The organism is Ruegeria conchae, assembly GCF_000192475.1.
In the GTDB taxonomy this organism is placed as follows: domain Bacteria; phylum Pseudomonadota; class Alphaproteobacteria; order Rhodobacterales; family Rhodobacteraceae; genus Ruegeria; species Ruegeria conchae.
In genome coordinates, this window is record NZ_AEYW01000018.1 from 206,851 (window position 1) to 229,837 (window position 22,987).

At 56.5% G+C, this 22,987-nt stretch carries 26 protein-coding genes; 3 read left to right on the forward strand and 23 right to left on the reverse strand.

Annotation, left to right across the window (positions count from 1 at the left end):
* Nucleotides 1–2: 2 nt before the first annotated feature.
* The 5 genes from G7G_RS0117465 to G7G_RS0117485 all read right to left on the reverse strand — a co-directional run bounded on the left by G7G_RS0117465 (nt 3) and on the right by G7G_RS0117485 (nt 4,383).
* Nucleotides 3–1,001 carry a GGDEF domain-containing protein gene (locus G7G_RS0117465; protein WP_010442742.1) on the reverse strand — a complete coding sequence of 333 codons (999 nt, stop codon included), beginning with the start codon at nt 999–1,001 and terminating at the stop codon, nt 3–5.
* Complete coding sequence (locus tag G7G_RS0117470; RefSeq protein WP_010442743.1) at nt 998–1,585, reverse strand: heme NO-binding domain-containing protein; 588 nt, start codon at nt 1,583–1,585, stop codon at nt 998–1,000. The genes G7G_RS0117465 and G7G_RS0117470 overlap by 4 nt, the downstream gene beginning before the upstream one ends.
* 122 nt (nt 1,586–1,707) lie before the next feature.
* Complete coding sequence (locus G7G_RS0117475; RefSeq protein ID WP_010442744.1) at nt 1,708–3,267, reverse strand: trimethylamine methyltransferase family protein; 1,560 nt, start codon at nt 3,265–3,267, stop codon at nt 1,708–1,710.
* Between the two features lie 119 nt (nt 3,268–3,386).
* On the reverse strand, nt 3,387–4,079 hold the full coding sequence (locus tag G7G_RS0117480) for an HAD family hydrolase (protein ID WP_010442745.1): 693 nt from the start codon (nt 4,077–4,079) through the stop codon (nt 3,387–3,389).
* A 19-nt stretch (nt 4,080–4,098) separates the two neighbouring features.
* Nucleotides 4,099–4,383: a DUF3572 domain-containing protein gene (locus tag G7G_RS0117485; protein ID WP_010442746.1), complete on the reverse strand. Its 285-nt coding sequence runs from the start codon at nt 4,381–4,383 to the stop codon at nt 4,099–4,101.
* An 89-nt stretch (nt 4,384–4,472) separates the two neighbouring features.
* Between G7G_RS0117485 and G7G_RS0117490 the strand changes: the two genes are divergently transcribed.
* Nucleotides 4,473–5,873, forward strand: coding sequence for a diguanylate cyclase (locus tag G7G_RS0117490; protein WP_010442747.1), 1,401 nt, complete (start codon nt 4,473–4,475; stop codon nt 5,871–5,873).
* A 4-nt stretch (nt 5,874–5,877) separates the two neighbouring features.
* On the opposite strand, the gene G7G_RS0117495 is transcribed toward G7G_RS0117490, so the two are convergent.
* Genes G7G_RS0117495 through G7G_RS0117510 form a run of 4 tightly spaced genes read right to left on the reverse strand, consistent with a single transcriptional unit; the run spans nt 5,878 to nt 7,761 of the window.
* Entirely contained in the window at nt 5,878–6,351 is a 474-nt protein-coding gene (locus tag G7G_RS0117495) for a periplasmic heavy metal sensor (RefSeq protein ID WP_010442748.1), read from the reverse strand.
* A complete protein-coding gene (locus G7G_RS0117500; RefSeq protein WP_010442749.1) occupies nt 6,348–6,692 on the reverse strand; it encodes a hypothetical protein in 345 nt (114 codons plus the stop codon). Before G7G_RS0117500 ends, G7G_RS0117495 begins: the two co-directional genes overlap by 4 nt.
* Entirely contained in the window at nt 6,685–7,299 is a 615-nt protein-coding gene (locus G7G_RS0117505; RefSeq protein WP_010442750.1) for an RNA polymerase sigma factor, read from the reverse strand. The genes G7G_RS0117500 and G7G_RS0117505 overlap by 8 nt, the downstream gene beginning before the upstream one ends.
* 6 nt (nt 7,300–7,305) lie before the next feature.
* Nucleotides 7,306–7,761, reverse strand: coding sequence for an EF-hand domain-containing protein (locus G7G_RS0117510; RefSeq protein ID WP_010442751.1), 456 nt, complete (start codon nt 7,759–7,761; stop codon nt 7,306–7,308).
* Nucleotides 7,762–7,982: 221 nt separating this feature from the next.
* On the opposite strand from G7G_RS0117510, the gene G7G_RS0117515 reads away from it, so the two are divergent.
* Together G7G_RS0117515 and G7G_RS0117520 are read left to right on the forward strand one after the other, a co-directional pair.
* Nucleotides 7,983–8,381 (forward strand): DUF983 domain-containing protein, encoded by a 399-nt coding sequence (locus tag G7G_RS0117515; RefSeq protein WP_029622143.1) that lies wholly within the window; start codon nt 7,983–7,985, stop codon nt 8,379–8,381.
* Nucleotides 8,378–9,079: an NUDIX hydrolase gene (locus G7G_RS0117520; protein WP_010442753.1), complete on the forward strand. Its 702-nt coding sequence runs from the start codon at nt 8,378–8,380 to the stop codon at nt 9,077–9,079. Before G7G_RS0117515 ends, G7G_RS0117520 begins: the two co-directional genes overlap by 4 nt.
* Here the strand turns inward: G7G_RS0117520 and G7G_RS0117525 are convergent.
* The 14 genes from G7G_RS0117525 to G7G_RS0117590 are packed head-to-tail and all read right to left on the reverse strand — an operon-like array spanning nt 9,076 to nt 22,974.
* The gene (locus G7G_RS0117525; RefSeq protein WP_010442754.1) at nt 9,076–10,743 is read right to left on the reverse strand and encodes a ribonuclease J; all 1,668 of its coding nucleotides are present in this window, start codon (nt 10,741–10,743) and stop codon (nt 9,076–9,078) included. The two genes, G7G_RS0117520 and G7G_RS0117525, sit on opposite strands and share 4 nt — an antisense overlap.
* Nucleotides 10,740–11,519, reverse strand: a complete 780-nt coding sequence (locus G7G_RS0117530; protein WP_010442755.1) for a type III pantothenate kinase — start codon at nt 11,517–11,519, stop codon at nt 10,740–10,742. Before G7G_RS0117530 ends, G7G_RS0117525 begins: the two co-directional genes overlap by 4 nt.
* Before the next feature lie 11 nt (nt 11,520–11,530).
* Nucleotides 11,531–12,280 (reverse strand): biotin--[acetyl-CoA-carboxylase] ligase, encoded by a 750-nt coding sequence (locus G7G_RS0117535; RefSeq protein ID WP_010442756.1) that lies wholly within the window; start codon nt 12,278–12,280, stop codon nt 11,531–11,533.
* A 53-nt stretch (nt 12,281–12,333) separates the two neighbouring features.
* A complete protein-coding gene (nuoN, locus tag G7G_RS0117540; RefSeq protein ID WP_010442757.1) occupies nt 12,334–13,776 on the reverse strand; it encodes an NADH-quinone oxidoreductase subunit NuoN in 1,443 nt (480 codons plus the stop codon).
* Between the two features lie 15 nt (nt 13,777–13,791).
* Nucleotides 13,792–15,336, reverse strand: a complete 1,545-nt coding sequence (locus tag G7G_RS0117545; protein WP_010442758.1) for an NADH-quinone oxidoreductase subunit M — start codon at nt 15,334–15,336, stop codon at nt 13,792–13,794.
* Complete coding sequence (gene nuoL, locus G7G_RS0117550; protein WP_010442759.1) at nt 15,336–17,483, reverse strand: NADH-quinone oxidoreductase subunit L; 2,148 nt, start codon at nt 17,481–17,483, stop codon at nt 15,336–15,338. Before nuoL ends, G7G_RS0117545 begins: the two co-directional genes overlap by 1 nt.
* Nucleotides 17,484–17,489: 6 nt before the next feature.
* Nucleotides 17,490–17,795, reverse strand: a complete 306-nt coding sequence (gene nuoK / locus G7G_RS0117555) for an NADH-quinone oxidoreductase subunit NuoK (RefSeq protein WP_005984024.1) — start codon at nt 17,793–17,795, stop codon at nt 17,490–17,492.
* 4 nt (nt 17,796–17,799) lie between these two features.
* A complete protein-coding gene (locus G7G_RS0117560; RefSeq protein WP_010442760.1) occupies nt 17,800–18,402 on the reverse strand; it encodes an NADH-quinone oxidoreductase subunit J in 603 nt (200 codons plus the stop codon).
* Nucleotides 18,399–18,809 (reverse strand): carboxymuconolactone decarboxylase family protein, encoded by a 411-nt coding sequence (locus G7G_RS0117565; RefSeq protein WP_010442761.1) that lies wholly within the window; start codon nt 18,807–18,809, stop codon nt 18,399–18,401. The genes G7G_RS0117560 and G7G_RS0117565 overlap by 4 nt, the downstream gene beginning before the upstream one ends.
* Complete coding sequence (nuoI, locus tag G7G_RS0117570) at nt 18,806–19,300, reverse strand: NADH-quinone oxidoreductase subunit NuoI (RefSeq protein WP_010442762.1); 495 nt, start codon at nt 19,298–19,300, stop codon at nt 18,806–18,808. The genes G7G_RS0117565 and nuoI overlap by 4 nt, the downstream gene beginning before the upstream one ends.
* 2 nt (nt 19,301–19,302) lie before the next feature.
* Nucleotides 19,303–20,340 carry an NADH-quinone oxidoreductase subunit NuoH gene (nuoH, locus tag G7G_RS0117575; protein ID WP_010442763.1) on the reverse strand — a complete coding sequence of 346 codons (1,038 nt, stop codon included), beginning with the start codon at nt 20,338–20,340 and terminating at the stop codon, nt 19,303–19,305.
* Nucleotides 20,333–20,548 (reverse strand): hypothetical protein, encoded by a 216-nt coding sequence (locus G7G_RS0117580; RefSeq protein ID WP_010442764.1) that lies wholly within the window; start codon nt 20,546–20,548, stop codon nt 20,333–20,335. Before G7G_RS0117580 ends, nuoH begins: the two co-directional genes overlap by 8 nt.
* On the reverse strand, nt 20,545–22,566 hold the full coding sequence (nuoG, locus tag G7G_RS0117585) for an NADH-quinone oxidoreductase subunit NuoG (protein WP_010442765.1): 2,022 nt from the start codon (nt 22,564–22,566) through the stop codon (nt 20,545–20,547). Before nuoG ends, G7G_RS0117580 begins: the two co-directional genes overlap by 4 nt.
* Before the next feature lie 3 nt (nt 22,567–22,569).
* On the reverse strand, nt 22,570–22,974 hold the full coding sequence (locus G7G_RS0117590; RefSeq protein ID WP_029622146.1) for a DUF5333 domain-containing protein: 405 nt from the start codon (nt 22,972–22,974) through the stop codon (nt 22,570–22,572).
* Between the last annotated feature and the right edge of the window lie 13 nt (nt 22,975–22,987).

The following is a 22,987-nucleotide window of genomic DNA, read 5'->3' on the forward strand; positions in this document are numbered from 1 at the left end:
TTCTATCCGGATTGTCGTGCATTCGAAAACTCACAGTAGAACCGGTGGCAAGATCGTCCGTTTCGTTTTGCGGCGTATAGCGCTAGGTCAGCGGCATGCAGTACATCCTGCGCTTTTGGCATTTCGAACTGGGTCGACAAAGCAGTACCAACGCTCGCTGATACACTGCAGGCCGCTCCCTCGAATTTCATCGGCTGGCAAAGTTGCGCGATCAGGCGCCGGGCAATGCTGTCGAGTTTTTTCCGGTCGGTCACCCCTTTGATAATCAAGACAAACTCGTCCCCGCCGACACGAGCGACCGTATCATCACTCCGCGTTTCATCAAGCATGATCATTGCGGCTTGCTGCAGCACAAAATCCCCTGCGGCGTGGCCCAGGCGATCGTTGACCGATTTGAAAAAATCCAAATCCAGATGCATTAATGCAAATGACGATTTCGTTGATATCAAATGCCCGAGTATATGGTCCATTGCACGCCGGTTTTTTAGCCCGGTCAGCGTGTCTGTATAGGCCTGCTCCTCAGCCGCCAGCTTTGCACCTTGCAGACGCAGGTTCAATGATCTGGAAGCCTCCATCGCGGCAGATTTAGCTTCGACCAAATACAGCAATTCGATCGCCAAGTCGGTGCCTGAGAAATCTGCGCTTGTCAGTGCATAGTCTCGCACCGCATCCAATATTGAAATTCCGAATGACAGGTTAACAACCGATGCACCCTTTCCAGAAAGTGGCGCGATCAGGCCCTTAAAGGCTGTTTGCGGTTGATCTTGGAAACGAAGACGTAACCGCGCGCCTGGCGTCGAAAGCAACGTTGGAAACTCAGTGACAGAACGCGGGCGCTGCAACTCAAAGACGTCAAGAAAACGCCGCCCTGCCATGGGTTGCTCCGGGCGCAGTTTCTGCACTGTGGGGCCCACTTGAACAATTCGCCCCTCATCATTGATAAGAACATACATGGGGCACAAAGTATCGAGAAGGGAACCAAGATCTTCGGTTTCGATCATGATTTCCGCGCCCCAAGCTCAAAATGACGCCCTTCGGCAAAGGCGCTTTCGATCAGTGTAATCGAAATGAGCTCTGACCCATTTCGACGCTCTTCGTTCGAAAGAACAACAAGTGCGCCGTAGTCATCCGCCATAGCCCGCAAAACACCAGTCATAACACTGGAAAATCCCGGCAGCCCGGGAGAGCAATATAGTTGGTATTCCGCTGATGAATGTTCCTGCAATTCAAGGTCCGGCAGCGTGAGATCCGAAACAGCAAGGCGCACTCGATCAGACAAATCATCTAGCGAGTGCAAAAACTCGACATACGTTACGCCCCCGAAACGCAGCAATCGCCGTAGGTCCTCCATATTCCGATGTGATACGAGGTAGGTTCCCAAGTCCTCAAGAAACTCGGATTTTCGACGGTTCAACTCGGTACAAAGCACCTCCAGCACACGATCTGAAACCTCTGCCTCATAGATCAGCATCGCCTCGAATTCGACGAAATCCAATCCTGCGGCTTGGGTCGCCTGCAGCCAGCATTGGCGCCCATAAGTGGCACAAACGAATGATTGGATCGCCCTGTTAATCAGCCCATGCATGAAACAACTCGAATTGGATATCTGCTTCAGGTGACCCCAGAAAACTTAACAAACACCCAATATCCTGGCCGAGATCATGAGAATGTTAGACATTCATGACTAATCTGCGTGGTTCGGTTAGGTCAGAAATCTGTCGGCGCGCCCCCTTCAGCCTTGCGGCGGGCAACAAAATCTTCAAGCTCTTCGCGGATCGCCTCGTCCAATGCCGGCGCTTCAAAATTGTTAACGATTTCTTTGAACATTCGATGGGCCCGTTCCGCAGTCCAGATGCCGCCAGCGACTTCCCAGGCCTCAAAGTTTTTCCAATCGCTCAGAAACGGCTGATAAAACGCCGTGGTATAGCGATCCTGTGTGTGTTGAATGCCAAAGAAATGCCCGTCATTTCCCACTGAACGGATTGCTTCAAGGGCGATCTCGTCCGGTCCTGTCGCTGTCAATTCCGGCTGCATATATCGCTGAATCTGTTGCAGGATTTCGCAATCCATGATGAATTTCTCAGGACTCGCGATCAGACCGCCTTCAAGCCAACCAGCCGCGTGATAGACCATATTTGTTCCAGATTGAACAGCGGCCCACAGTGAATTTGATGTCTCCCAAATGGCCTGACCATCTGGCACATTCGCAGCGCACACACCCGAAGAGCGCATCGGCAATCCATAGAACCGCGCCATTTGTCCGGTCATCTGCGTCGAGCGCATGTATTCCGGCGTCCCGAACGCAGGTGCTCCGGACTTCATATCAACATTCGAGGTGAACGTCCCAATCACGCACGGAATGCCGGGCCTGACATATTGGAACAGCGCAATCGCACACAATGCCTCAGCCAGCGATTGGGCGACCGCACCCGCCATCGTCACTGGGGCCATTGCACCTGCCAGCGTAAACGGAGTTACTACGATCGCTTGCCCGCGCCGCGCCAACCTCAGACAACCATCGATCATCGGATGGTCGTGCTTGAGCGGTGAGGTCGAGTTGATGTTGGTATACATCCGAGGCGATGCCTCAAACTCTTCGTGACTCAAACCGCCTGCGATACGGACCATTTCCATCACATCTTCGACACGTTCCTTACCCAGTGAGTAGGCGTGCATCGCCTTGTCAGTCAGCGTGAGCTTGTCATAAAGCACATCAAGATGTCGGACGCTGGCATGGATATCGACAGGTTCAACCGGATAACCTCCGGCAAAATGGATGCAGTTGAAATACTGCGTCAGTTTCAGCAAATCCTGACACATCCGTCGGGTGCCGGGTACTTTTTTACCAATTTCCATGTCCCAATAGTTCGGCGGTGACGAAACATTGCCGAACAACATGGTTTTGCCTCCAACCTCGATCTGACGGTCCAAATTGCGTGGCGTTATGGTGAATGAGCTTGGGGCTTTGCGCACCATTTCCATGACAAAGTCCCGCCCCATACGGACGTTATCACCAGAGATCGTACAGCCAGCTTCGCGCAAAATGCCAAGAGCTTCTTGATTATAGAACTCGATACCGATCTCTTCGAGGATGCGCATAGCTCCTTCGTGGATCGCCTCAATCCCCTCTGATCCCAACGGTTCTGTTGGCCGGTCTAAGTTCACAGGCGGATTCCACGGCATCTGATCGATGACTTCGCTACCGCGACGGGTGGCTGCACCAGCGCGGCCACCGCTGCGGCGTCTGCGTGTCCTGCTGTCTTCCATAGCTGTCCTCCTGCGCTCTCTTATTCAAGAAAGCCCCGAAGATTTAGCTCTGGCCGCTCTATCTGCGACAAGTGGTGTCGGTTTTGTCGTTCAAACCGGCGTTTCAGAGCACCGAACAATCAGATTTCTGACAACCAGCCGGGAATATGGCCGATGTCGGGTAAAACTACATCTGCCAAAGGTTCGAGCGTTTCTGTTGTGGCAAGCCCCGTAAGAACACCAATCGTCACCATGCCTGCGGCGCGACCCGCTTCAAGATCATGAAGACTGTCACCAACCATGGCGACGCGCGACGGATCAACATCGACATGTTTGGCAAATGCCAAAAGCTGTCCTGGACCGGGTTTGAAGCCATGGCCACTGTCATACCCTGCAACAAAATCGAAGTGGCCCCGAACTCCGACCGATTCGAGATGACGCAGCGCCGGTATCTCGGCATCATTGGTCGCAACACCCAGTTTAAGCCCGGCATTTCGCATATTTTCAAGAAAAGGTGCGAGAGGAACAGCAGGCATTTGCTCTGACGCTGCGGATGCGTCATTGAGAGTTTCGACGATTTGATGCTGAGCGATGCCAGTCAAGTGCGGCGTCAGGGCACGCGCAATTTCATCGACGGTTCCCGCAATAACGATACTGTCAGAGCTATATCTCTCCTCGGCATAATCAAAACCGATGACCTGGCCAAGTTCAGCCGCGCACTGCGTATCGCCGTCGGATAGGCGTTCAAGCGCGATACGTCCGAACGCACCCCATGTAGACGCAAAGTCAAAAAGCGTGCCGTCCTTGTCGAAGACGAGGGCGTCAATGTTCATAAATTTAGGCTCCTATTGGTCAGGTCCAGTGCATATCAGAAGTGCCGGATAACACAGCGCGGGCACGGCCCGGTTCTTCGTAGGGCACGGAATGGGCGTCACAAAAGGCGATCACCCAGGAATCGTCAAGCATCAGAAAGTCCAGTACCGATCCCAAAAACTCGCTTTCTCCTGCCCGAGCACGCAAATCCTCTATGGAAGCGCCGGTTGCACCCAGAAAAACTGGGAGCAACTCATCATTTCCAACCAACCAATTCAGCACCCTCAGGGCCAATGTTTCAGCAGAATGGACAGAGATCGGCATTATCTGGCCTCGACGACGCTCTTAGAAAGGGTTTGTTAACCAGACTCATAAACACTTTGGTAGCGCATGCAATCTAACGGTGAACGGCAATGTCTGTACAGGGTACCATACTGGTCCTCGACGGGGTCTCGACCAATCGCATTATGCTTAAGGTCCAGCTCACCGCGGCCTGGTATCATGTTGTACAAGGGGAAAAGCTGGCCGGATTGGGTGCTTTACTAAGGCGCACGCGTCCTGACTTGGTTTTGACCGCCCAAACCTTGCCCGACGGGACCGCCTCGGATGTTAAGAAGTTAATGGCAGTTGATCCCGCTTTGGCCGATGTACCGATTGTTGCCATCACGCCGCAAAATGATAGGGCGGCGCGATTAAAGGCCTTATCGGATGGTTTAGACGACGTGCTGGGTTACCCATTTAAGGATACTTTGCTTCTCGCGCGCGTTCGCAGCATGTTGCGCTCACGTGCCGATCGGCAGGAACTGAGCCTTGGAGACGCCAACCAATCCATTGGTTTTGGTGAGGCGGCACAGATACCGCTTGCGCCACCGGCGATCGCGCAGATTGCGCTGTTGACCCAGACCCCACGCGCCGGAGCGCTATGGGGCAGTGCGTTGGCACAGCAAACACGACACCGCCTGTCCAACTACACTTTACCCGATCTGCACGGCGTTTTCTCTGACCCCGCTCCTGATGCCATTGTCATTGAGCTTGCGCCCGGCGGATCAGGAGGGCACATCCTGGCCGATCTAAAATCCCGCAGCACCACCCGAAACACAGTTTTAATCGGCGTTCTGTCAAACGAGGATGCGACCCTCGCCGCCGAGGCTTTGGACAAAGGGGCGGATGCAATTTGTATGGGAGGGTTCCACCCGGACGAAATCTCGCTCCGGCTCGATACCCAGATCGCCCGCAAAACCCGCGACGACAAATTGCGTGCGTCGATACGTAAAGATCTATCCGAATCGCTAACCGATCCTTTGACAAGGTTACACAATCGTCGATTCGCCATGAGGGCACTTGATCAGATCGCCCACCAGGCCTTGGAAACAGGGCGTGGGTTTGCATTGATGCTGGCGGATTTAGATCACTTCAAGGCGATTAATGATCGTTTTGGTCATGCTGGCGGTGACATCGTTCTGACAGAAACAGCGCGCAGGCTTCAGGAAGCAACAGAAAAGGCCGGCTTTGTCGCACGCATCGGCGGAGAGGAATTCATGATTGGGCTGCCTCATTGCTCGGCAGAGCAGGCGTTAAAACTCGCGGACAAGATCTGCGAAAGCATTTGCAACAAACCGTTTTGCCTGCCCGACGAATCCGTATTGACCTCGGTCACGATCAGCGTAGGCGTAAAATGGTGTTCCTCACCTGATCTGAATATTGCAGATCGCAGAAATGCCGTCGGTCAGTTGATTCGTTCAGCCGACCAAGCTCTGTATGCGGCGAAAAATGCGGGTCGCAACCAGGTGCATATCCGTAGTTCAGCAGCCTGACGTGTCAGTTTCGTTTCTTGTGTTTTCCTGGGCCGCGTCTGACGACCTCCTCCAGCCGATTTGCATATTCGACCCGCTCTTCCGCACTCATTTGCGTGACCTGCGCAAGCCATTGCTGGTGCAGCGCTGCCTGCAGCTCTGCCGTTGCCTGCGCTTGCTTCTCAAGCAAATCTTCAACCGCAGACGGATCAAATGGCACGGCTCGCAAGGCCTGGCTAAGCGCACCAAAATCCTGTTTGCGTCGATGCGATCCTTTGCCACGCAGATCTGACAATTCATCCTTGAGAGCTTTGCGATCAGATTTGGGCAGGGCATAGTACAATGCTGGGCCAAATCCTGGCGGTATCGCGGCACGATCACTGCCTTTGAAACGCAAGGCTGTACCCAGGACGACTCCTGCAATCAGCAGGTTCAGAGCAAGCGAAGCGATCAGCAGAATAGGCATCCATTTGCGTTTGGGTGCAGGATTATCGCTCATTCCGCGTCCTCCAGATAGTTTTCATCTAAGTTGAGATCAGCCACCAGATAGGTTGCATCCTGCGAGACAAAATAGTCTGCAGGGTCAGGTAGAAAAGCAGGCGCAGAAAACCCGATCCAGATGCCAGCTGCACTTGCGGCCACAAGGCCACTTACCCCATGCCATCCGCCGATGACATTCATCCGGTCCCGCCATGTTCGACGCCGTTTGTGTGCGGATCGAGCCAACCGAACCGCCTCTGCATCGGTTTCAATTCGGACGGCAAGATTGTCCGGGAACACATCCCGAGCGTCGCGCGCTTGCGCAAACAGGTGTTCAAGTTCTTTGTCATGATCAGCCATGTTCGTACCCCAGTTCATCCCGACGCCCCGCAAGTAGTGCGGCCAGTGATCGTTTTCCACGCGCTGTCAGGCTTTCAACCGCCTCAACCGAGATATCCATAATCCCTGCGATTTCAGGGTTGGACAACTCTTCGATATGCCGCAGAACCACCGCTTGCCGTTGTCGATCCGGCAACTGATCCAATGCCGCCTGCAACGCATCCTTACGCTCGGTATCTTGCATCCGATCAACCACGCTGGCGGATTCGTCTTCTGGCTCTGCAACATTTTCGAGCGCATCAGGTCGCTTTCTTCGGCGCAGATCCAGGCACAGGTTCAATGTCACACGATAAAGCCAGGTCGATATCTGCGCCTGTCCCGGCACCCAGTCGGGTGCCATCTTCCAAAGACGCATCATCGCCTCTTGTGTCACGTCTTCGGCTTCCGCCTGATTTCCCAACATTCGCAAGGCCACGGAATAGCTGCGCGGTCCAAGCCGTCCGGTCAGCAGACGGGCCGCAGCCGCATTGCCATCAGCAAACCGGCCCAGCAACTCCTCGTCGCTGAGCTCGGGCACGGCAGAAAAACCGCCGTGCGCCTCGTTCGGGTAAGAGGTCAGATCCTCCATCCCGTATCAGTTGTTGTCTGTGTCCGACTTCTGGTGCCGCTTGTGTTTCCGACCCATCCTGTCTTTCGCATCCGCATATTCCGGCTCTGATATCGATCCGTTCCCATCGGCGTCGATACGCTCGAACATCTTGGAGGCACGGCGCGGTTTCGGCAATTCATCTTCGCTGAGGAAACCATCGGAGTTAGCATCGTGCTTCTCAAACATCTTAGAGACACGCTCGTCGGCTTTCACCTGTGCTGCTGCCTGCATTTCCTCAACGCTCAGCTGCCCGTCTCCGTCCGTGTCAGCAGCCGTGAATTTCTGGTTGCGATGCGCCGCGATCTCGGCCTGCGTTACCTGCCCGTCTCCGTCGGCATCCAGTTCCTGAAACGTCGGACGCGGCCCTTTGGCCAGTGCTGAGCTGCCGGATACTGCAACTGCCGCAAGAACGATGGCGGAGATGAATGTTTTGGTTTTCATTACTAAGTTCCCTGAATTTAGAGGCACCTTGCCGCTGTTGATACTTCTTAAAACGCAGCCCGGGCAGCTTTCCGTCGCATCGCGCACAACTTTTTTCGTCATGTTTGAAATTCGATCAGTTGCTGATACGCTGTAAGCTATCGCCACAAAGCGACGCACCCCCCTTTTCCGACGGGTTCGAAACGGCCTATATCGCCCGAATAGAAACGCGCGAGATTCAAATGATTGATCAGACTATCGACACTGCGGTCGAGGAAGACCGCCCGACCAAACCCGCACTGATCCGTGGGTTTCGTTGCAAATGCCCGAATTGCGGCGAGGGCAAACTGTTGCACAGCTATCTCAAGGTGAATGATAGTTGCTCGGAATGCGGTCAGGAATTGTTTCACCACCGTGCAGATGATGGCCCGGCCTATCTTACCATTTTGATCGTCGGGCACCTTCTGGCACCTGCGCTGCACGTCTCATACGTACACTGGCGGCCTGACCCTTGGGTCATGGCCATTGGCTTCTCGATCGCCTGCGTTGCCCTCTCACTGTACCTTCTGCCCCGCTTAAAAGGGGCTGTGGTCGCATATCAATGGGCGCGTCGGATGCACGGGTTCGGCAAATCTGCATGAGCGCGGACAAAACCGCCATTCGCAATGCCGCGACCGTCATCGTTCTGCGCGACAGGCTCAGCGACCCCTCGATCCTGATGGGGCAGCGTGGTGCGAAAGCCGCGTTTATGCCAAACAAATTTGTCTTTCCCGGCGGTGCAGTCGACCCTGAAGACGCGCACGTTCCACTGAGCACTCAGTTACCCGATCTCTGCTCCGAACGTCTGTCACAGCGATCCGAACTAGGGTTGCAGAATGCGCTGGCGGCTGCCGCGATCCGGGAATTGTGGGAAGAAACCGGATTGATCCTTGGGCAACCGGGCGAATGGCAGGGTACGGCCCCGAACGACTGGCAGAGCTTTGCCGCTATGGGCTTTCAACCTTCCGCAGAAGCGCTGCAATTCGTGTTCCGGGCGGTCACGCCACCCGGTCGCTCACGCCGGTTTGATGCCCGGTTCTTTTTGGTCGATGCAAACGCAATTCAAGGCGATCTGGATGACTTCACTCATGCCTCGGACGAGTTATCGCATTTGCAGTGGGTCAAAATCAGCCAGGCGCGCGAATTCGATCTGCCTTTCATCACCGAAGTCGTTCTGGCCGAAATCGCCGCGCGCGCTGCAGACCCAAGCCCGCCGGACACAGTGCCTTTTTTCCTCAACAATGAAGAAGCCAGCTTGTTCCTGCAATTGCGCGGCTTTCCAATGCCCTACACGAGCTAACGCATCCGGCTGACGACTACCGTCACCTCGGGTTTTTTGCCGATCTCAGCCTGAGCGGTCTGGCGCGCAATCCGGCGCAACCCCTCTTCCAGCTTGTCTTCATCGCGCAGCGTTTTTGCACCAGCGCGCATCAGGAACTGGTTCAAATCTTCTTCCAACACCTCGACCAGCCCGGCACGGGACGATCCCATCTCGGGCAGTCCCATCGTATCGCACCATGGCTCGCCCAACGGTTCGTCTTCTTCGTCCAGAATGACTGTGATTGTGATATGGCCATTCAATGCCATGCGGATACGGTCACGCACAACACCATCCAATGCGCCAATCTTGACCGTACCATCCAGATAGGTCCGACCCGTCTCGATGTAGTCTACCACTTTCGGAGCATTTCCGGTCAGATCCAACATGGTGCCATTCACGGCTAAAATTCCGGTTCGACCACCCGCCTCAGCCAGTTTGGCATGTTCACGCAGATGGCGGTGCTCGCCGTGCATCGGGATGATCATCTGCGGATCAACCAGAGCATGAACCTTTTCCAGATCAGGTCGGTTCGCGTGTCCCGAGACGTGATACAGCCCCGAGCTGTCATCGACCACATCCACGCCCTTTTCACTGAGCTGGTTCATAATACGGATCACGCCGCGTTCGTTTCCAGGGATAGTCTTGGACGAGAACAGGAACAGATCCCCCTCTTTCACCTCAAGCCCGCGATATTTACCGCGCGCCAGTTGGGCGCTGGCCGCACGGCGTTCTCCCTGACTGCCAGTCACGATAAGCATCAGGTTTGCGCGCGGGACATCCAGCGCCTCTTCCGCGCTTATGACTTTCGGGAAATCGCTGAGAATGCCCGTTTCAGTGGCCGCCTCGATCATCCGGCGCATCGCACGGCCCAGCAATACGACCGAACGCCCAGCCTTCTGGCCAGCCTCGGCAAGCGTTTTCACGCGCGCCACGTTCGATGCAAATGTGGTTGCGATAACCATGCCATTGGCATCCTGCACCAGCTGCGTGATTTCAGGCCCGACCTCGGATTCCGAGCGGCCGGGGTGGGATGAAAAGACGTTAGTACTGTCACACACCAACGCTTTGACACCCGACTTGGCCACCTCGGACCACAAGTCAGGATCAAACGGCTCACCCACAATTGGGTTGGCATCAAGTTTGAAATCACCTGTGTGCACAACGCGTCCAGCCGGAGTATCGATGACCAGCCCCGCACTTTCCGGGATCGAATGCGATACCGGCAAGAAACCAACTGTGAATGGTCCGGCATTGATCTGTTCGGGCCACGGAGATGCTGTTCGCACCGTCTCGGTCGGATGACCATGCTCCTCCATCTTGCGGCGCGCAATATTCGCCGTGAAGGCACGCGCATAAACAGGGGCACCCAGTGCCTCATAGCAATGCGCGACCGCTCCGACGTGGTCCTCATGCGCATGAGTGACAAAGACCGCTTCAAGCTGATCGACACGCTCCTTCAGCCATGTGATATCGGCAAAGATAAGATCAACGCCGGGCGAGGTATCCATGTCCGGGAAAGCAACCCCGAGGTCCACCAGAATCAACCGCTCTTGTCCTGGTTTGCCGTAGCCATAGACATAGGCATTCATGCCGATTTCGCCTGCACCGCCCAGCGGTAGATAGATCAGTCGTTCACTGCTCATGTTGAGCCATTTTCCTTGTTATAGCGATGGATCACGGTCAATCCGTGCATCGTCAGATCGTCCTCAAACTCGTCGAACAAGTCAGCGGCTTGCTGAAACAGGGGCGCAAGACCCCCGGTCGAGATTACTTTCATAGGCACCCCGGCCTCGGCTTTAATACGCTCGCAGATCTCGCGCACCAGGCCGACATAGCCCCAGAAGACACCGGATTGAATGCACTCTACCGTGTGGGTCCCGATCACCTTTTGTGGCTTCGATATGTCTACATGTGGCAGCGCGGCGGCTGCGAGGTGCAGCGCCTCAAGGCTAAGATTGACGCCAGGCGCGATAACTCCGCCGACATATGCACCGTCGTGAGCGACGACATCAAATGTCGTTGCCGTACCGAAATCCACCACGACCAGATCACCGCCAAAGCGGTCAAAGGCCCCTGCTGTGTTAACCAGACGGTCCGGTCCGACTTGCGTGCCTTCGTCGACACGAGGGTTGGCGGGCAGCAGGCAGTCGGGTTTACCAACGACCAGAGGGCGACATCCGAAGAAACGGTCTGCAAAGACCCGCAGGTTAAAAACAACACGTGGCACCGTCGATGAGATGATTACATCTGTAATGTCCACCTCAATTCCGTAGTGCTTTACCAATGTCGAATACCACGTGAAATACGCATCCGCAGTTCGCGCGTGGTGGGTGGAGGTGCGCAGGGTGCACAGAAATTTCTCGCCATCCCAGATCGAGAAAACGGTGTTGGTATTGCCGCAATCAATCGCCAGAAGCATTTGTGCCCCCTTTAGAAATAGACGTCCGCGGCAGGAATGCTGACACGGCCCTTGGCGGTGTTTAGGACAAGGCTGCCACCCGCGTCTACCGTTTCGAAGGTTCCTACCGTCTCGGACGCTGCGGTACGCGCGGTAATAACCTCACCCAGCCGTGCTGCGCGAGAAAGCCACGCGGTGCGGATCGGATCGAAACCATACGTCATGAACTGGGTTTCATAGTGGGCATAGGCCGAAGCCAGCTCTGCCAGAAAATCCTCAGGCGTGACATGGGAACCGGTTTCCGAAAGCAACGACACCGGCCGCACGGCGCCGGGTTCGACGCTGTCAGCGCTGGGAGCCTCGGACAGATTGACGCCAATGCCGATTGCCAGATGCGAAATACCTCGTCCCTGCCCAGTGCTTTCCAGCAAGATACCAGCCAGCTTGCCACCGTTGAGCAACACATCGTTGGGCCACTTCAGTGACAGACCCGCCGCTCGACCGGTCACCGCGACGCAGGCATCGTAAAGTGCGAGGGCCGCGACGAAACTGCGAAGCGCGGCCTGTTCCGGATCTCCGGGTGGTCGCATCAGCAAGGTCGCGGCCAGATTGCCCTTGGGGTTGGTCCAGGCACGACCACGCCGACCACGCGCTGCGGTCTGGCGATGCGCCAAAATCCAGGCGGGTCCCGAGGCGGTCGGCGCGAGTCGCGCGGCTTCGTTTAGGGTGCTGTCCACCTCTTGCAGTACATGCAGCCCGTATCCTTGCGGCCAATCACTCATGTCAAAAAGGCCCGGTACAGTGACCGAGCCCCTTTCTGTTTACGGAACCAAGATCAGTTGACAAGCGTTGTCGCCGCTGCAGCTGCAGCGCCTTCGATTCCGAACTGATAAAACACACCGATCAGCATCAGCGCGGCAGACCCCATCAGAGCGCCCCACAGAACTGGTGACGATAGCGTTTCGATCGGGTCCTCGTTCTCAGCCCCGAAATACATGTAGAACACGATCCGCAAGTAATAGAACGCACCGATGACCGAAGCGATTGCCGAGGCAATAACCAGACCGGTCAACCCGGCCTCTACACCAGCTTGCCAGACGCCAAACTTGGCGAAAAAGCCCAGCATCGGGGGCACGCCCGCAAGGCTGAACATCAGGATCAGAACAGCCAGAGCTTTCCCGGGGTCACGTTTTGAATACTGACTCAGAGCATCGATATCCGTCACTGGCTTGCCATCACGCTCCATCATCAAGATGAAGGCGAATGTGCCGATGTTCATCGTCACATAGATTGCCAGATACATCAGCATGGCCTTGACGCCCATCTCGGTACCAGCGGCCAGACCAATCAGGGCATAGCCCATATGTGCAATCGAAGAGAACGCCATCAGGCGCTTGATGTCACGCTGCCCAATCGCCGCGACCGCACCCAGCAGCATCGACAGAACTGACAACAGAACGATCACCTGCTGCCAGTCTTTGACAACCCCGCCAAAGGCATCGTGCAAAACACGCGCGAACAGGGCCATCGCGGCCACTTTCGGGGCAGTGGCGAAGAACGCGGTAATGGGTGTCGGTGAGCCTTCATACACATCCGGTGTCCACATGTGGAACGGCACGGCAGAGACTTTGAATGCAAGGCCCGATATCAGCAAAACAAGGCCAAACAGTAGGCCGAGCGATATGTCGTCGTGATGCACGGTCTGGATGATGCCCGAGAACAAAGTCGTTCCGGTAAAGCCATAAACCAGCGACGCGCCGTAAAGCAGCAGGCCGGAACTGAGCGCGCCCAGCACAAAATACTTCAGTCCCGCCTCGGTCGATTTGGCACTGTCCCGACGCAGCGCAGCCACGACGTAGAGCGACAGCGATTGCAACTCGAGGCCCATATAAAGTGACATCAGATCGCCCGCGCTGACCATCATCATCATGCCAACAGCGGCCAGAGCCACCAGAAGCGGATATTCAAAACGCAACAGACCACGGCGTGCCATGTAATCCTGACTCATCAGCAGGACAGCTGCTGCAGAGAGAAGGATTGCAACTTTGGCAAACCGGGCAAATCCGTCATCCACGAACATGCCGTTGAAAGCAATATTCGTGCCATCGCCATTGGTTGCGATCCAGATCGCCAGCAACGCCATAAGCCCCGCTGTTGACCAGACCAACACCGGTGCCAGCCCATCTTTTGTTGTGTAGACAGCCCCGATCAGCGCCGCCATCGCATAGATCGCCAAAACGATTTCCGGCAGGATAATTGTCAGATCAGCCTGGATCATGTCTCCAAAGCCTCCTTAATGCGATGCAGCTGACTGGGTCGCGGTCTCAGCCGCGGCCAGAGCCGTGTCATAGTTCGAAATCAACGCAGCCGTCGAGTTGCCGATCACATCGGTCACCAGCGAAGGATAAACCCCCAGCAGAATGGTCATCACGATCAGTGGCGCAAAGATCAGCCGCTCGCGCGAGCTCATGTCGGTGATGGCCTTTAGGCTTTCCTTGATCAGGTCGCCGAATACCACACGGCGGTACAGCCAAAGCGCATAGCCGGCCGAGAAGATCACACCAGTCGCGGCCACAGCTGTTACCCATGTGTTGACCTGGAAGGCGCCCATCAGGGTCAGGAATTCTCCTATGAATCCGGACGTACCCGGCAAGCCAACATTTGCCATGGTGAACAACATGAAGACCAGCGCATAGGCGGGCATCCGGATTACCAAACCGCCATACGCCTCAATATCGCGGGTGTGCATTCGGTCATAGATCACACCGACGCATAGGAAGAGCGCGGCCGAGATGAACCCGTGGCTGAGCATCTGGAAGATCGCGCCGTCAATGCCCTGCTGATTGGCCGCAAAGATGCCCATGGTCACAAAGCCCATATGTGCGACCGAGGAATAGGCGATCAGCTTTTTCATATCTTCCTGCACCAGCGCCACCAGCGAGGTGTAGACAACCGCAATCGCCGACATCCACAGCACTACGTCCGTCATCACAGCCGAACCCACCGGGAACATCGGCAGGCTGAACCGCAGGAAGCCATAGCCGCCCATCTTCAGCAGGATCGCAGCAAGAACGACCGAGCCTGCAGTCGGAGCCTGAACGTGCGCATCCGGCAGCCAGGTATGCACCGGCCACATCGGCATCTTCACCGCAAACGACGCGAAGAAGGCTAGGAACATCAGCGTCTGCATGCCGCCGACGATATAGAATCCCAGCACGCTGAACCCTTCCGACGAGAACTGATGGCTCATCAGCGCCTCGATATCCGTGGTGCCCGCATCCGCGTACATCGCAACCATCGCCACCAGCATCAGCACCGAGCCAAGGAAGGTGTAGAGGAAGAACTTGAAGCTGGCATAAATCCGGTCTTTGCCGCCCCAAATACCGATGATCAGGAACATCGGGATCAGGCCCGCCTCGAAGAACAGGTAAAACAGCACTAAATCCAGCGCCATGAACACGCCAAGCATCAGCGTTTCCAGCAGCAGGAAGGCGATCATGTACTCTTTGACACGATCCGTGACGTTCCAACTGGCCAAAATGGTCAGCGGCATGATGAAGGTGGTCAGCAGGACGAACAGAACGCTGATCCCATCCACACCCATCTTGTATTTCAGGCCCAGCAGCCACTCGCCCTCTTCCACCATCTGGAAGCCGGTGTTGGACGGGTCAAAGCCGGTATAGATGCCGATCGAGACCAAAAAGGTCACAGTCGTCGCCACCAAGGCAACCCATTTGGCGTTGCGTTGCGCGGCTACGTCCTCACCATGCAGGAACAGGGCCAGAATGCCTGCAGCGATGGCGGGGATGAAGGTGACAATAGATAGGATATTGTCCATTAGTGAGCGCCTCCGCCGATAGACATCCAGGTTACAAGGGCGGCGATGCCCAAGACCATCCAGAAGGCGTAAGTAAAGATGTAACCGGTCTGAGCTTTCCCGGCGAGGCGGGTGAAGAAGGGCACAACGCCCATCGCAACCCCGTTCAGGAAGCCGTCAATCGTGTTGCCGTCGCCGCGCTTCCACAGGAACCGGCCAAGCGTCACGGTGGGCTTGACGAAGATCGCGTCGTAGATCTCGTCAAAGTACCATTTGTTCAACAGGAACAGGTAGAGCGGACGCTGGTTCGCGGCCAAACGTGCAGGCAGCGAGGTGTTCGCGATGTAGAACCAGTAAGCCACGATGAACCCAAGCAACATCGCTACAAAGGGTGAGACCTTAACCCATTTCGGGGCTGCGTGCGCATCGTCCAGCACATGGTTGTCGGGTGCCATATAAAGCGCACCTTCACCCGGTTCTCCGGCAAAGACATAGTGGTGATCGCCGCCATGCGCGTCCTTCTCACCATGCCCGTCATCCGTACGGGCGGTATCGGTATGGCTGTCATCGGCGTGGCTGTCGTCGGCATTCGAATCCGCTTTGCCGTGATCGCCCGCCTCTGCATGCTCTGATGCCTCGGCCACTGGAATTCCGTAGAACTTGCCCACCTTGTCCGCATGGCCAAAGAAATTACCGTACCAGATCATCCCGGCAAACACTGCACCCAGTGACAGCACGCCCAGCGGTACCAACATGGTCATTGGGCTTTCATGCGCATGTTCATGGGTATGCTTGTCGCCACGCTCCTCACCATAGAAGGTCAGGAAGATCAGGCGCCAGCTGTAGAACGATGTGAACATCGCAGCGATGACCAGCATCCAGAAGGCATATCCAGTGCCACCGGCATACGCGCTTTCGATGATGGCATCTTTGGAAAGGAAACCGGCGAAGCCGAAAGTGGTCAGCGGAATACCCACGCCAGTAATCGCCAGAGTGCCGATCAACATCGCCCAGAACGTATAAGGTATCTTCTTCCGCAGGCCACCATACTCGGTCATTTCCTGCTCGTGATGCATTGCATGGATGACCGAGCCTGCACCAAGGAATAGCAGCGCCTTGAAGAACGCGTGTGTCAGCAGGTGGAACATCGCCGCCGAGTACATGCCCACACCAGCCGCGACGAACATATAGCCCAGCTGAGAACAGGTCGAATAGGCGATGACGCGTTTGATGTCGGTCTGAACCAGACCCACAGTCGCGGCGAAGAACGCGGTCGATGCGCCAAGGAAAGTGATGAACCCGGTCGCACCCGGTGCAAACTCCATCAGCGGCGACATGCGGCAGACCAGGAACACACCCGCGGTCACCATCGTCGCCGCGTGGATCAGTGCCGATACAGGCGTTGGGCCTTCCATCGCGTCGGGCAACCAGGTGTGAAGGATCAACTGCGCTGATTTACCCATCGCGCCGATAAACAGCAGGACGCAGATCACTTCAATCGCGGTCCACTCCCCCCACAGGAAGTGCAGCTTTTCTTCTGCCAGCGCGGGCGCCGACGCGAAGATGTCGGAAAAGTTGATGCTGTCCGTCAGGAAGAACAGCGCGAAAATCCCCAGTGCAAAGCCAAAGTCGCCCACTCGGTTGACGATGAACGCTTTCATCGCCGCGGCATTGGCCGACGGCTTACGATAGTAGAAGCCGATCAGAAGATACGAGGCAACGCCCACGCCTTCCCAGCCAAAGAACATCTGAACCAGATTATCTGCGGTCACCAACATCAGCATGGCGAAGGTGAAGAAGGACAGATAGGCAAAGAAACGCGGCTTATAGCTCTCGCCCTCGCGCCATTGCGGATCGTGGTCCATGTAGCCGAAGGAATAGAGGTGCACGAGCGCCGAGACGGTCGTCACCACGATCAGCATGATCGCCGTCAGACGGTCCAGACGAATAGCCCAGCTTGTCGACAAAGATCCGCTCTCGATCCAGCGCATGATCTCGATTTGTTGCGTAACCCCGTCGAACGCGAAGAACACGATCCAAGACAGCAGACAGGCCAGAAACAGCAGGCCTGTTGCGGTCCACATGGCGGCTTTCTCGCCGATAAAGCGCCAGCCAAACCCGCAGAGCAGCGCGCCCACCAGCGGGGCAAAGAGGATGGTGGTTTCCATGTTCTCTTACCCCTTCATCATATTGACGTCTTCAACCGCGATGGTGCCGCGGTTGCGGAAGAAGCAGACCAGAATGGCCAGCCCGATCGCCGCCTCGGCCGCCGCCACGGTCAGAACGAACAGCGTAAACACCTGCCCGACCAGATCGCCGAGGAAACTGGAAAATGCCACAAGGTTGATATTCACCGCCAGCAGCATCAGTTCGATGCTCATCAGTAGGATGATGACGTTCTTGCGGTTCAGGAAGAGACCGAAGATGCCGATGACAAACAGCGTCGCCGCGACCGTAAGATAGTGTTCAAGTCCGATCATCGTCTTATAGCCCCTGCCCCGGTTTCACGTCCTTCAACTCCATCGCTTTGGCCGGGTCGCGCATCATCTGGCCGATGATGTCCTGACGTTTGATGTCCTGACGGTGGCGCAGCGTCAACACGATTGCGCCGATCATGGCCACCAGCAGGATCAGCCCCGCCAATTGGAACAGAAGGAAGTATTGATCATAGAGGATGACACCCAGCGCATCGGTGTTGTGGCGGTCGACCGGGACCGGCTGCGCCAGATTGGCCGCCGCGCCCTGAGCGCTGTCCCAAGCCCCAAAGGCCATGACGAACTGCATCAGAATGACCAGACCGATCAGCAGGGCGAGCGGCATATAGCGTGCCATCTCGGCCTTGAGCTCGGCAAAGTCCACGTCGAGCATCATCACCACGAACAAGAACAGAACCGCGACCGCGCCGACATAAACGATGATCAGCAGCATCGCCACAAACTCGGCCCCCAGCAGCACGAACAGTCCCGCCGAAGACAGGAAGGACAAGATCAGCCATAGGACCGAGTGCACCGGCTGGCGGCTGATCACCGTGAACAGCCCACCGGTGATGGCGCTGATGGCAAACAGATAGAAGGCAAAGACGGTCATTGATCCTCATCCTCGTTGTCGCCCATGACCTCTTGCGCTAGATCCAGCGCACGGGTCATGGCCGGGATGCCGGCAAAGACCGACATCTGGCCGATCGTTTCCACGATCTCTTGTTTCTTGGCACCAGCCTCCAACGCGTGGCGCACAGTCTGACGCACTGCCGAGTCCGCTTGCGCGCCCTGACAGGTCAACCCGGCAAGAGTCAGCAAAAGCCGGGTCTTGGCGTCCAGCCCGTCCTTGTTGACTGTGTTGCCGAACATCATCTCCATGACCTCTTTCGGCATGGTCGGCCACAGCGCCTCGAACCCTTTGGGCGAAAAATTCTCCATCGCCGGGTTCATCGCCTTGGCCATGTCCTGAGCCTGCTTCATCATCAGCTCAAACGGATTTGTCGGGCTGTCACTCATCGGTACGGCGCATCCATTTCCAGATTGCGGGCGATCTCGGCTTCCCAGCGTTCTCCGTTATTCAGCAGTTTTTCCTTGTCGTAGAACAGCTCTTCCCGGGTTTCCGTGGCGAATTCAAAATTCGGGCCTTCGACGATAGCATCGACCGGGCAGGCCTCCTGGCAGAAACCGCAATAGATGCACTTAGTCATGTCGATGTCATACCGCGTTGTGCGGCGGCTACCGTCTTCGCGTGGTTCGGCGTCGATTGTGATGGCCTGCGCCGGGCATATCGCCTCGCACAGTTTGCAGGCGATGCAGCGTTCCTCGCCATTCGGATAGCGGCGCAGGGCGTGTTCACCCCGGAAACGCGGCGACAGAGGTCCTTTTTCGTGCGGATAGTTCACGGTGGCTTTGGGGGCGAAGAAATACTTCAGCCCCAGCTTCATGCCGACCCAGAAGTCCTGCAAAAGGAAGTATTTGGCAGCGCGGGTGTAGTCGATTTGAGTCATGATCAGCCTCCTACGCTCCAACGGGCGAACGCACCCCAGAACCAGTCGAATTTCGCTGCGAAGGCCACGAAGACCACCCAAGCCAGTGAGAACGGCAGGAATACTTTCCAGCCCAGCCGCATCAGCTGGTCATAGCGGTAGCGGGGGGTAATGGCCTTGACCATCGCGAAGATGAAGAAGAAGAACGCCATCTTGGCAACCATCCACAACACGCCATCGGGCAAGCCCGGGATCGGCGACAGCCAGCCGCCGAAGAACAGCAGCGTGGTCAGGGCGCACATCAGGAAGATAGCGATGTACTCACCCGCCATGAAAAGCAGGAAAGGCGTGGCTGAGTACTCGACCTGGTAGCCGGCAACCAACTCGGATTCCGCTTCGGGAAGGTCGAAGGGTGGCCGGTTGGTCTCGGCCAGCGCCGAGATGAAGAACAGGAACACCATCGGGAAATGCGGCAACCAGTACCAGCTGAAGAAGCCAAACGAGCCATCCTGCGCGCGAACGATATCACCGAAGTTCATCGATCCGGTCGAGATGATGATGCCAATGATGATCAGGCCGATCGACACTTCGTAGGAAATCATCTGCGCGGCTGAGCGCAGCGATCCCAGGAATGGGTACTTTGAGTTCGACGCCCAACCGCCCATGATCACGCCATAAACTTCCAATGAAGACACGGCAAAGACATAGAGGATGGCGACGTTGATATCCGACAGAACCCAGCCATCGTTGAACGGGATCACTGCCCAAGCGATCATCGCCAGAACAAAACTGGTCAATGGTGCGAGGATAAACACCGTGCGGTCAGCGCCCGCGGGAATGACGACCTCTTTCACCACATATTTTAGTGCGTCCGCCACCGATTGCAGCAGGCCGTAGACGCCGACCACATTGGGGCCGCGGCGCATCTGGACCGCTGCCCAAATCTTGCGGTCGCCGTAAACGAGGAACAACAGCGAGATCATCACAAAGGCCACAACTGCAAGCACTTGCGCCAGAATAATGATGGCTATTCCGCCTGGGGTGTTAAAGAATTCAGCCATTGGTCCTCACACCGTGGGTATTCCGTTTTCCGCGTGCGATGCAAAGGCCAGTTGCCTGCGCAATCTGCGGCTGGGTCGGCGCGTTGGTGTAAACAGCATCTGCCGTCTTTACGCCACCCTTAATCTTCAATTTCACACGCAATTCCGGCGCGGCTAACTGCCACCCGGGCACCGCGTTTGTCTGCGATATGAAACGTGTCTGGTTCATTCCGCCGCAATCTTCTCAGTCTTGCGGGCCTGCGCTTGTGCCGATAGCTCGGCCATCAGTTGCGAGGCGCGTGCTATCGGGTTGGTTAGATAGAAATCTTTGACGGCATCGCGGAATGTCGCCTTGCCCAACGGGCCTGCGTCCAGAGCCCGAACGTCATTCTCGATCACTTCATCGATACGCGCCAGATGCGGAACCGCTTCGATCAGAACAGTGCGCAGTTGCGCCAGAGAGTCGTAGGGCAGTGTTGCACCAAGCTCGGCAGAAAGGGCACGCAGGATGGCCCAGTTCTCCTTGGCCTCACCCGGGGCGAATCCTGCACGCATCGCGAGTTGAGGTCGACCTTCCGTGTTGACGAACAGGCCGTTTTCTTCTGTGTAAGCCGCACCCGGCAGTATCACATCGGCGCGGTGCGCTCCACGATCGCCGTGACTGCCCTGATAGATCACAAATGCGCCCTCGCCGATCTCGACCTCATCGGCGCCGAGATTATAGATCACATCGGCCGCGCTTACCGCATCCATGCCGCCTTCGCTGGTCGCATCCACATCCATGGCACCCACGCGCGATGCTGCGGTGTGCAGAACGATAAGCCCACTTTCGGTATTGCTTGCAATGGTTTGTGCGGCGGCCAGAACGGCAGAGCCATCAGCCTCTTGCAGCGCGCCTTGCCCGACGATGACCAGAGAGCGCTTGCTCTTGATCTCATCATTGCCACCCATATCAACGACGGTTTGCAGCGCAGCACGGTCGTCGCCTACATGGTGATACTCGTAGGTCAGATCGATGGCGGGCCCGACCAAGGCCACCTCGGCACCGTGTGCCCATGCCTTGCGGATGCGGGCGTTCAGAACCGGCGCTTCATCACGTGGATTGGTGCCAACCAGAAGGATACGCTCGGCGCTGTCGATATCTTCAATCGCGGCTGTACCGGCATATGCCCCACGGTTACCCGCCGGCAGCTTGGCACCATCGGTGCGACATTCGACAACACCGCCCTGCCCTTCGATCATCTGTTTCAGCGCGAATGCGGCCTCGACCGGGGCCAGATCGCCCACGATGCCTGCAGGTTTATCAGCCCCTTTCAGCGCCTCGGCGGCTTTGTTCAGTGCCTCTGGCCACGACGCCGGGCGTAGTTTGCCGTTTTCCCGCACGTAAGGCCGATCCAGGCGCTGACGGCGCAGACCATCCCAGACAAAGCGGGTCTTGTCGCTGATCCATTCCTCGTTCACACCATCATGATTGCGCGGCAAGAAGCGCATCACTTCACGGCCTTTGGTATCCACGCGGATGTTCGAGCCCATGGCATCCATGACATCGATGCTTTCGGTCTTGGTCAGTTCCCAAGGGCGGGCGGTGAAGGCATACGGCTTCGAAGTCAGCGCCCCGACAGGGCACAGATCGATGATGTTGCCCTGCAGGTTCGAGTCGAGAGTCTGGTTTAGATACGACGTGATCTCGGCATCTTCCCCTCGCCCGGTCTGGCCCATTTGGGTAATCCCAGCAACCTCGGTTGTGAAACGCACGCAGCGGGTACAGCTGATGCAGCGCGTCATTGCGGTGCCAACCAGCGGGCCAAGGTCCAGATCATCCACGGCACGCTTGGCTTCTTTGAAGCGTGTGCCTGACAGACCATAGGCCATCGCCTGATCCTGCAGGTCACACTCACCGCCCTGATCGCAGATCGGGCAATCCAACGGGTGGTTGATCAGCAGAAACTCCATCACCCCTTCGCGGGCCTTCTTGACCATGGGTGAGTTTGTCTTGACCACAGGTGCCTGCCCTTCCGGACCCGGACGCAAGTCGCGTACCTGCATCGCGCAGGAGGCCGCAGGTTTCGGCGGGCCGCCAACGACCTCGACCAGACACATCCGGCAGTTCCCGGCAATCGACAGACGCTCGTGATAGCAAAAGCGCGGCACCTCGACCCCGGCCTGCTCACAGGCTTGGATCAGTGTCATCGCGCCATCGACTTCGATTTCCTGTCCGTCGATATTGACTTTGCGGAGGTCAGACATGGTCTAGTTCGCCCTCAAATACACGCCGATGGCGCTGTTTCTTTCAATTTCCTTCTTGCCCAACGCGCAGAAGGTTTTGGGATTTTCGTAAGATACGCCGTTCTGCGCCAGATAGCTCTCGCCCTTGGCGCGCATACGATCTTTTTCAGAATCCGAATCCACATAAGCCCGGATTTCCTTGTCCGAATATCCAAGTTTGTTCGCTTTCGAGCGCAAATCCCACATGACACCAATCGCCTTGAGCCGACGCCCGCTTATTGACGGACAATACTCCGAAATCTCGTTTGCGATCGCGATGTAATAGAGTTCGTTGTCGATCTCTTTGACTTCGCGCAAGGGTGGCTTCGCCTCAGCCAGAACCGGGAAAGATATTACGCAAATCGCGGCGACCAGTCGTATCAAAGACATAACATTTCCTTTC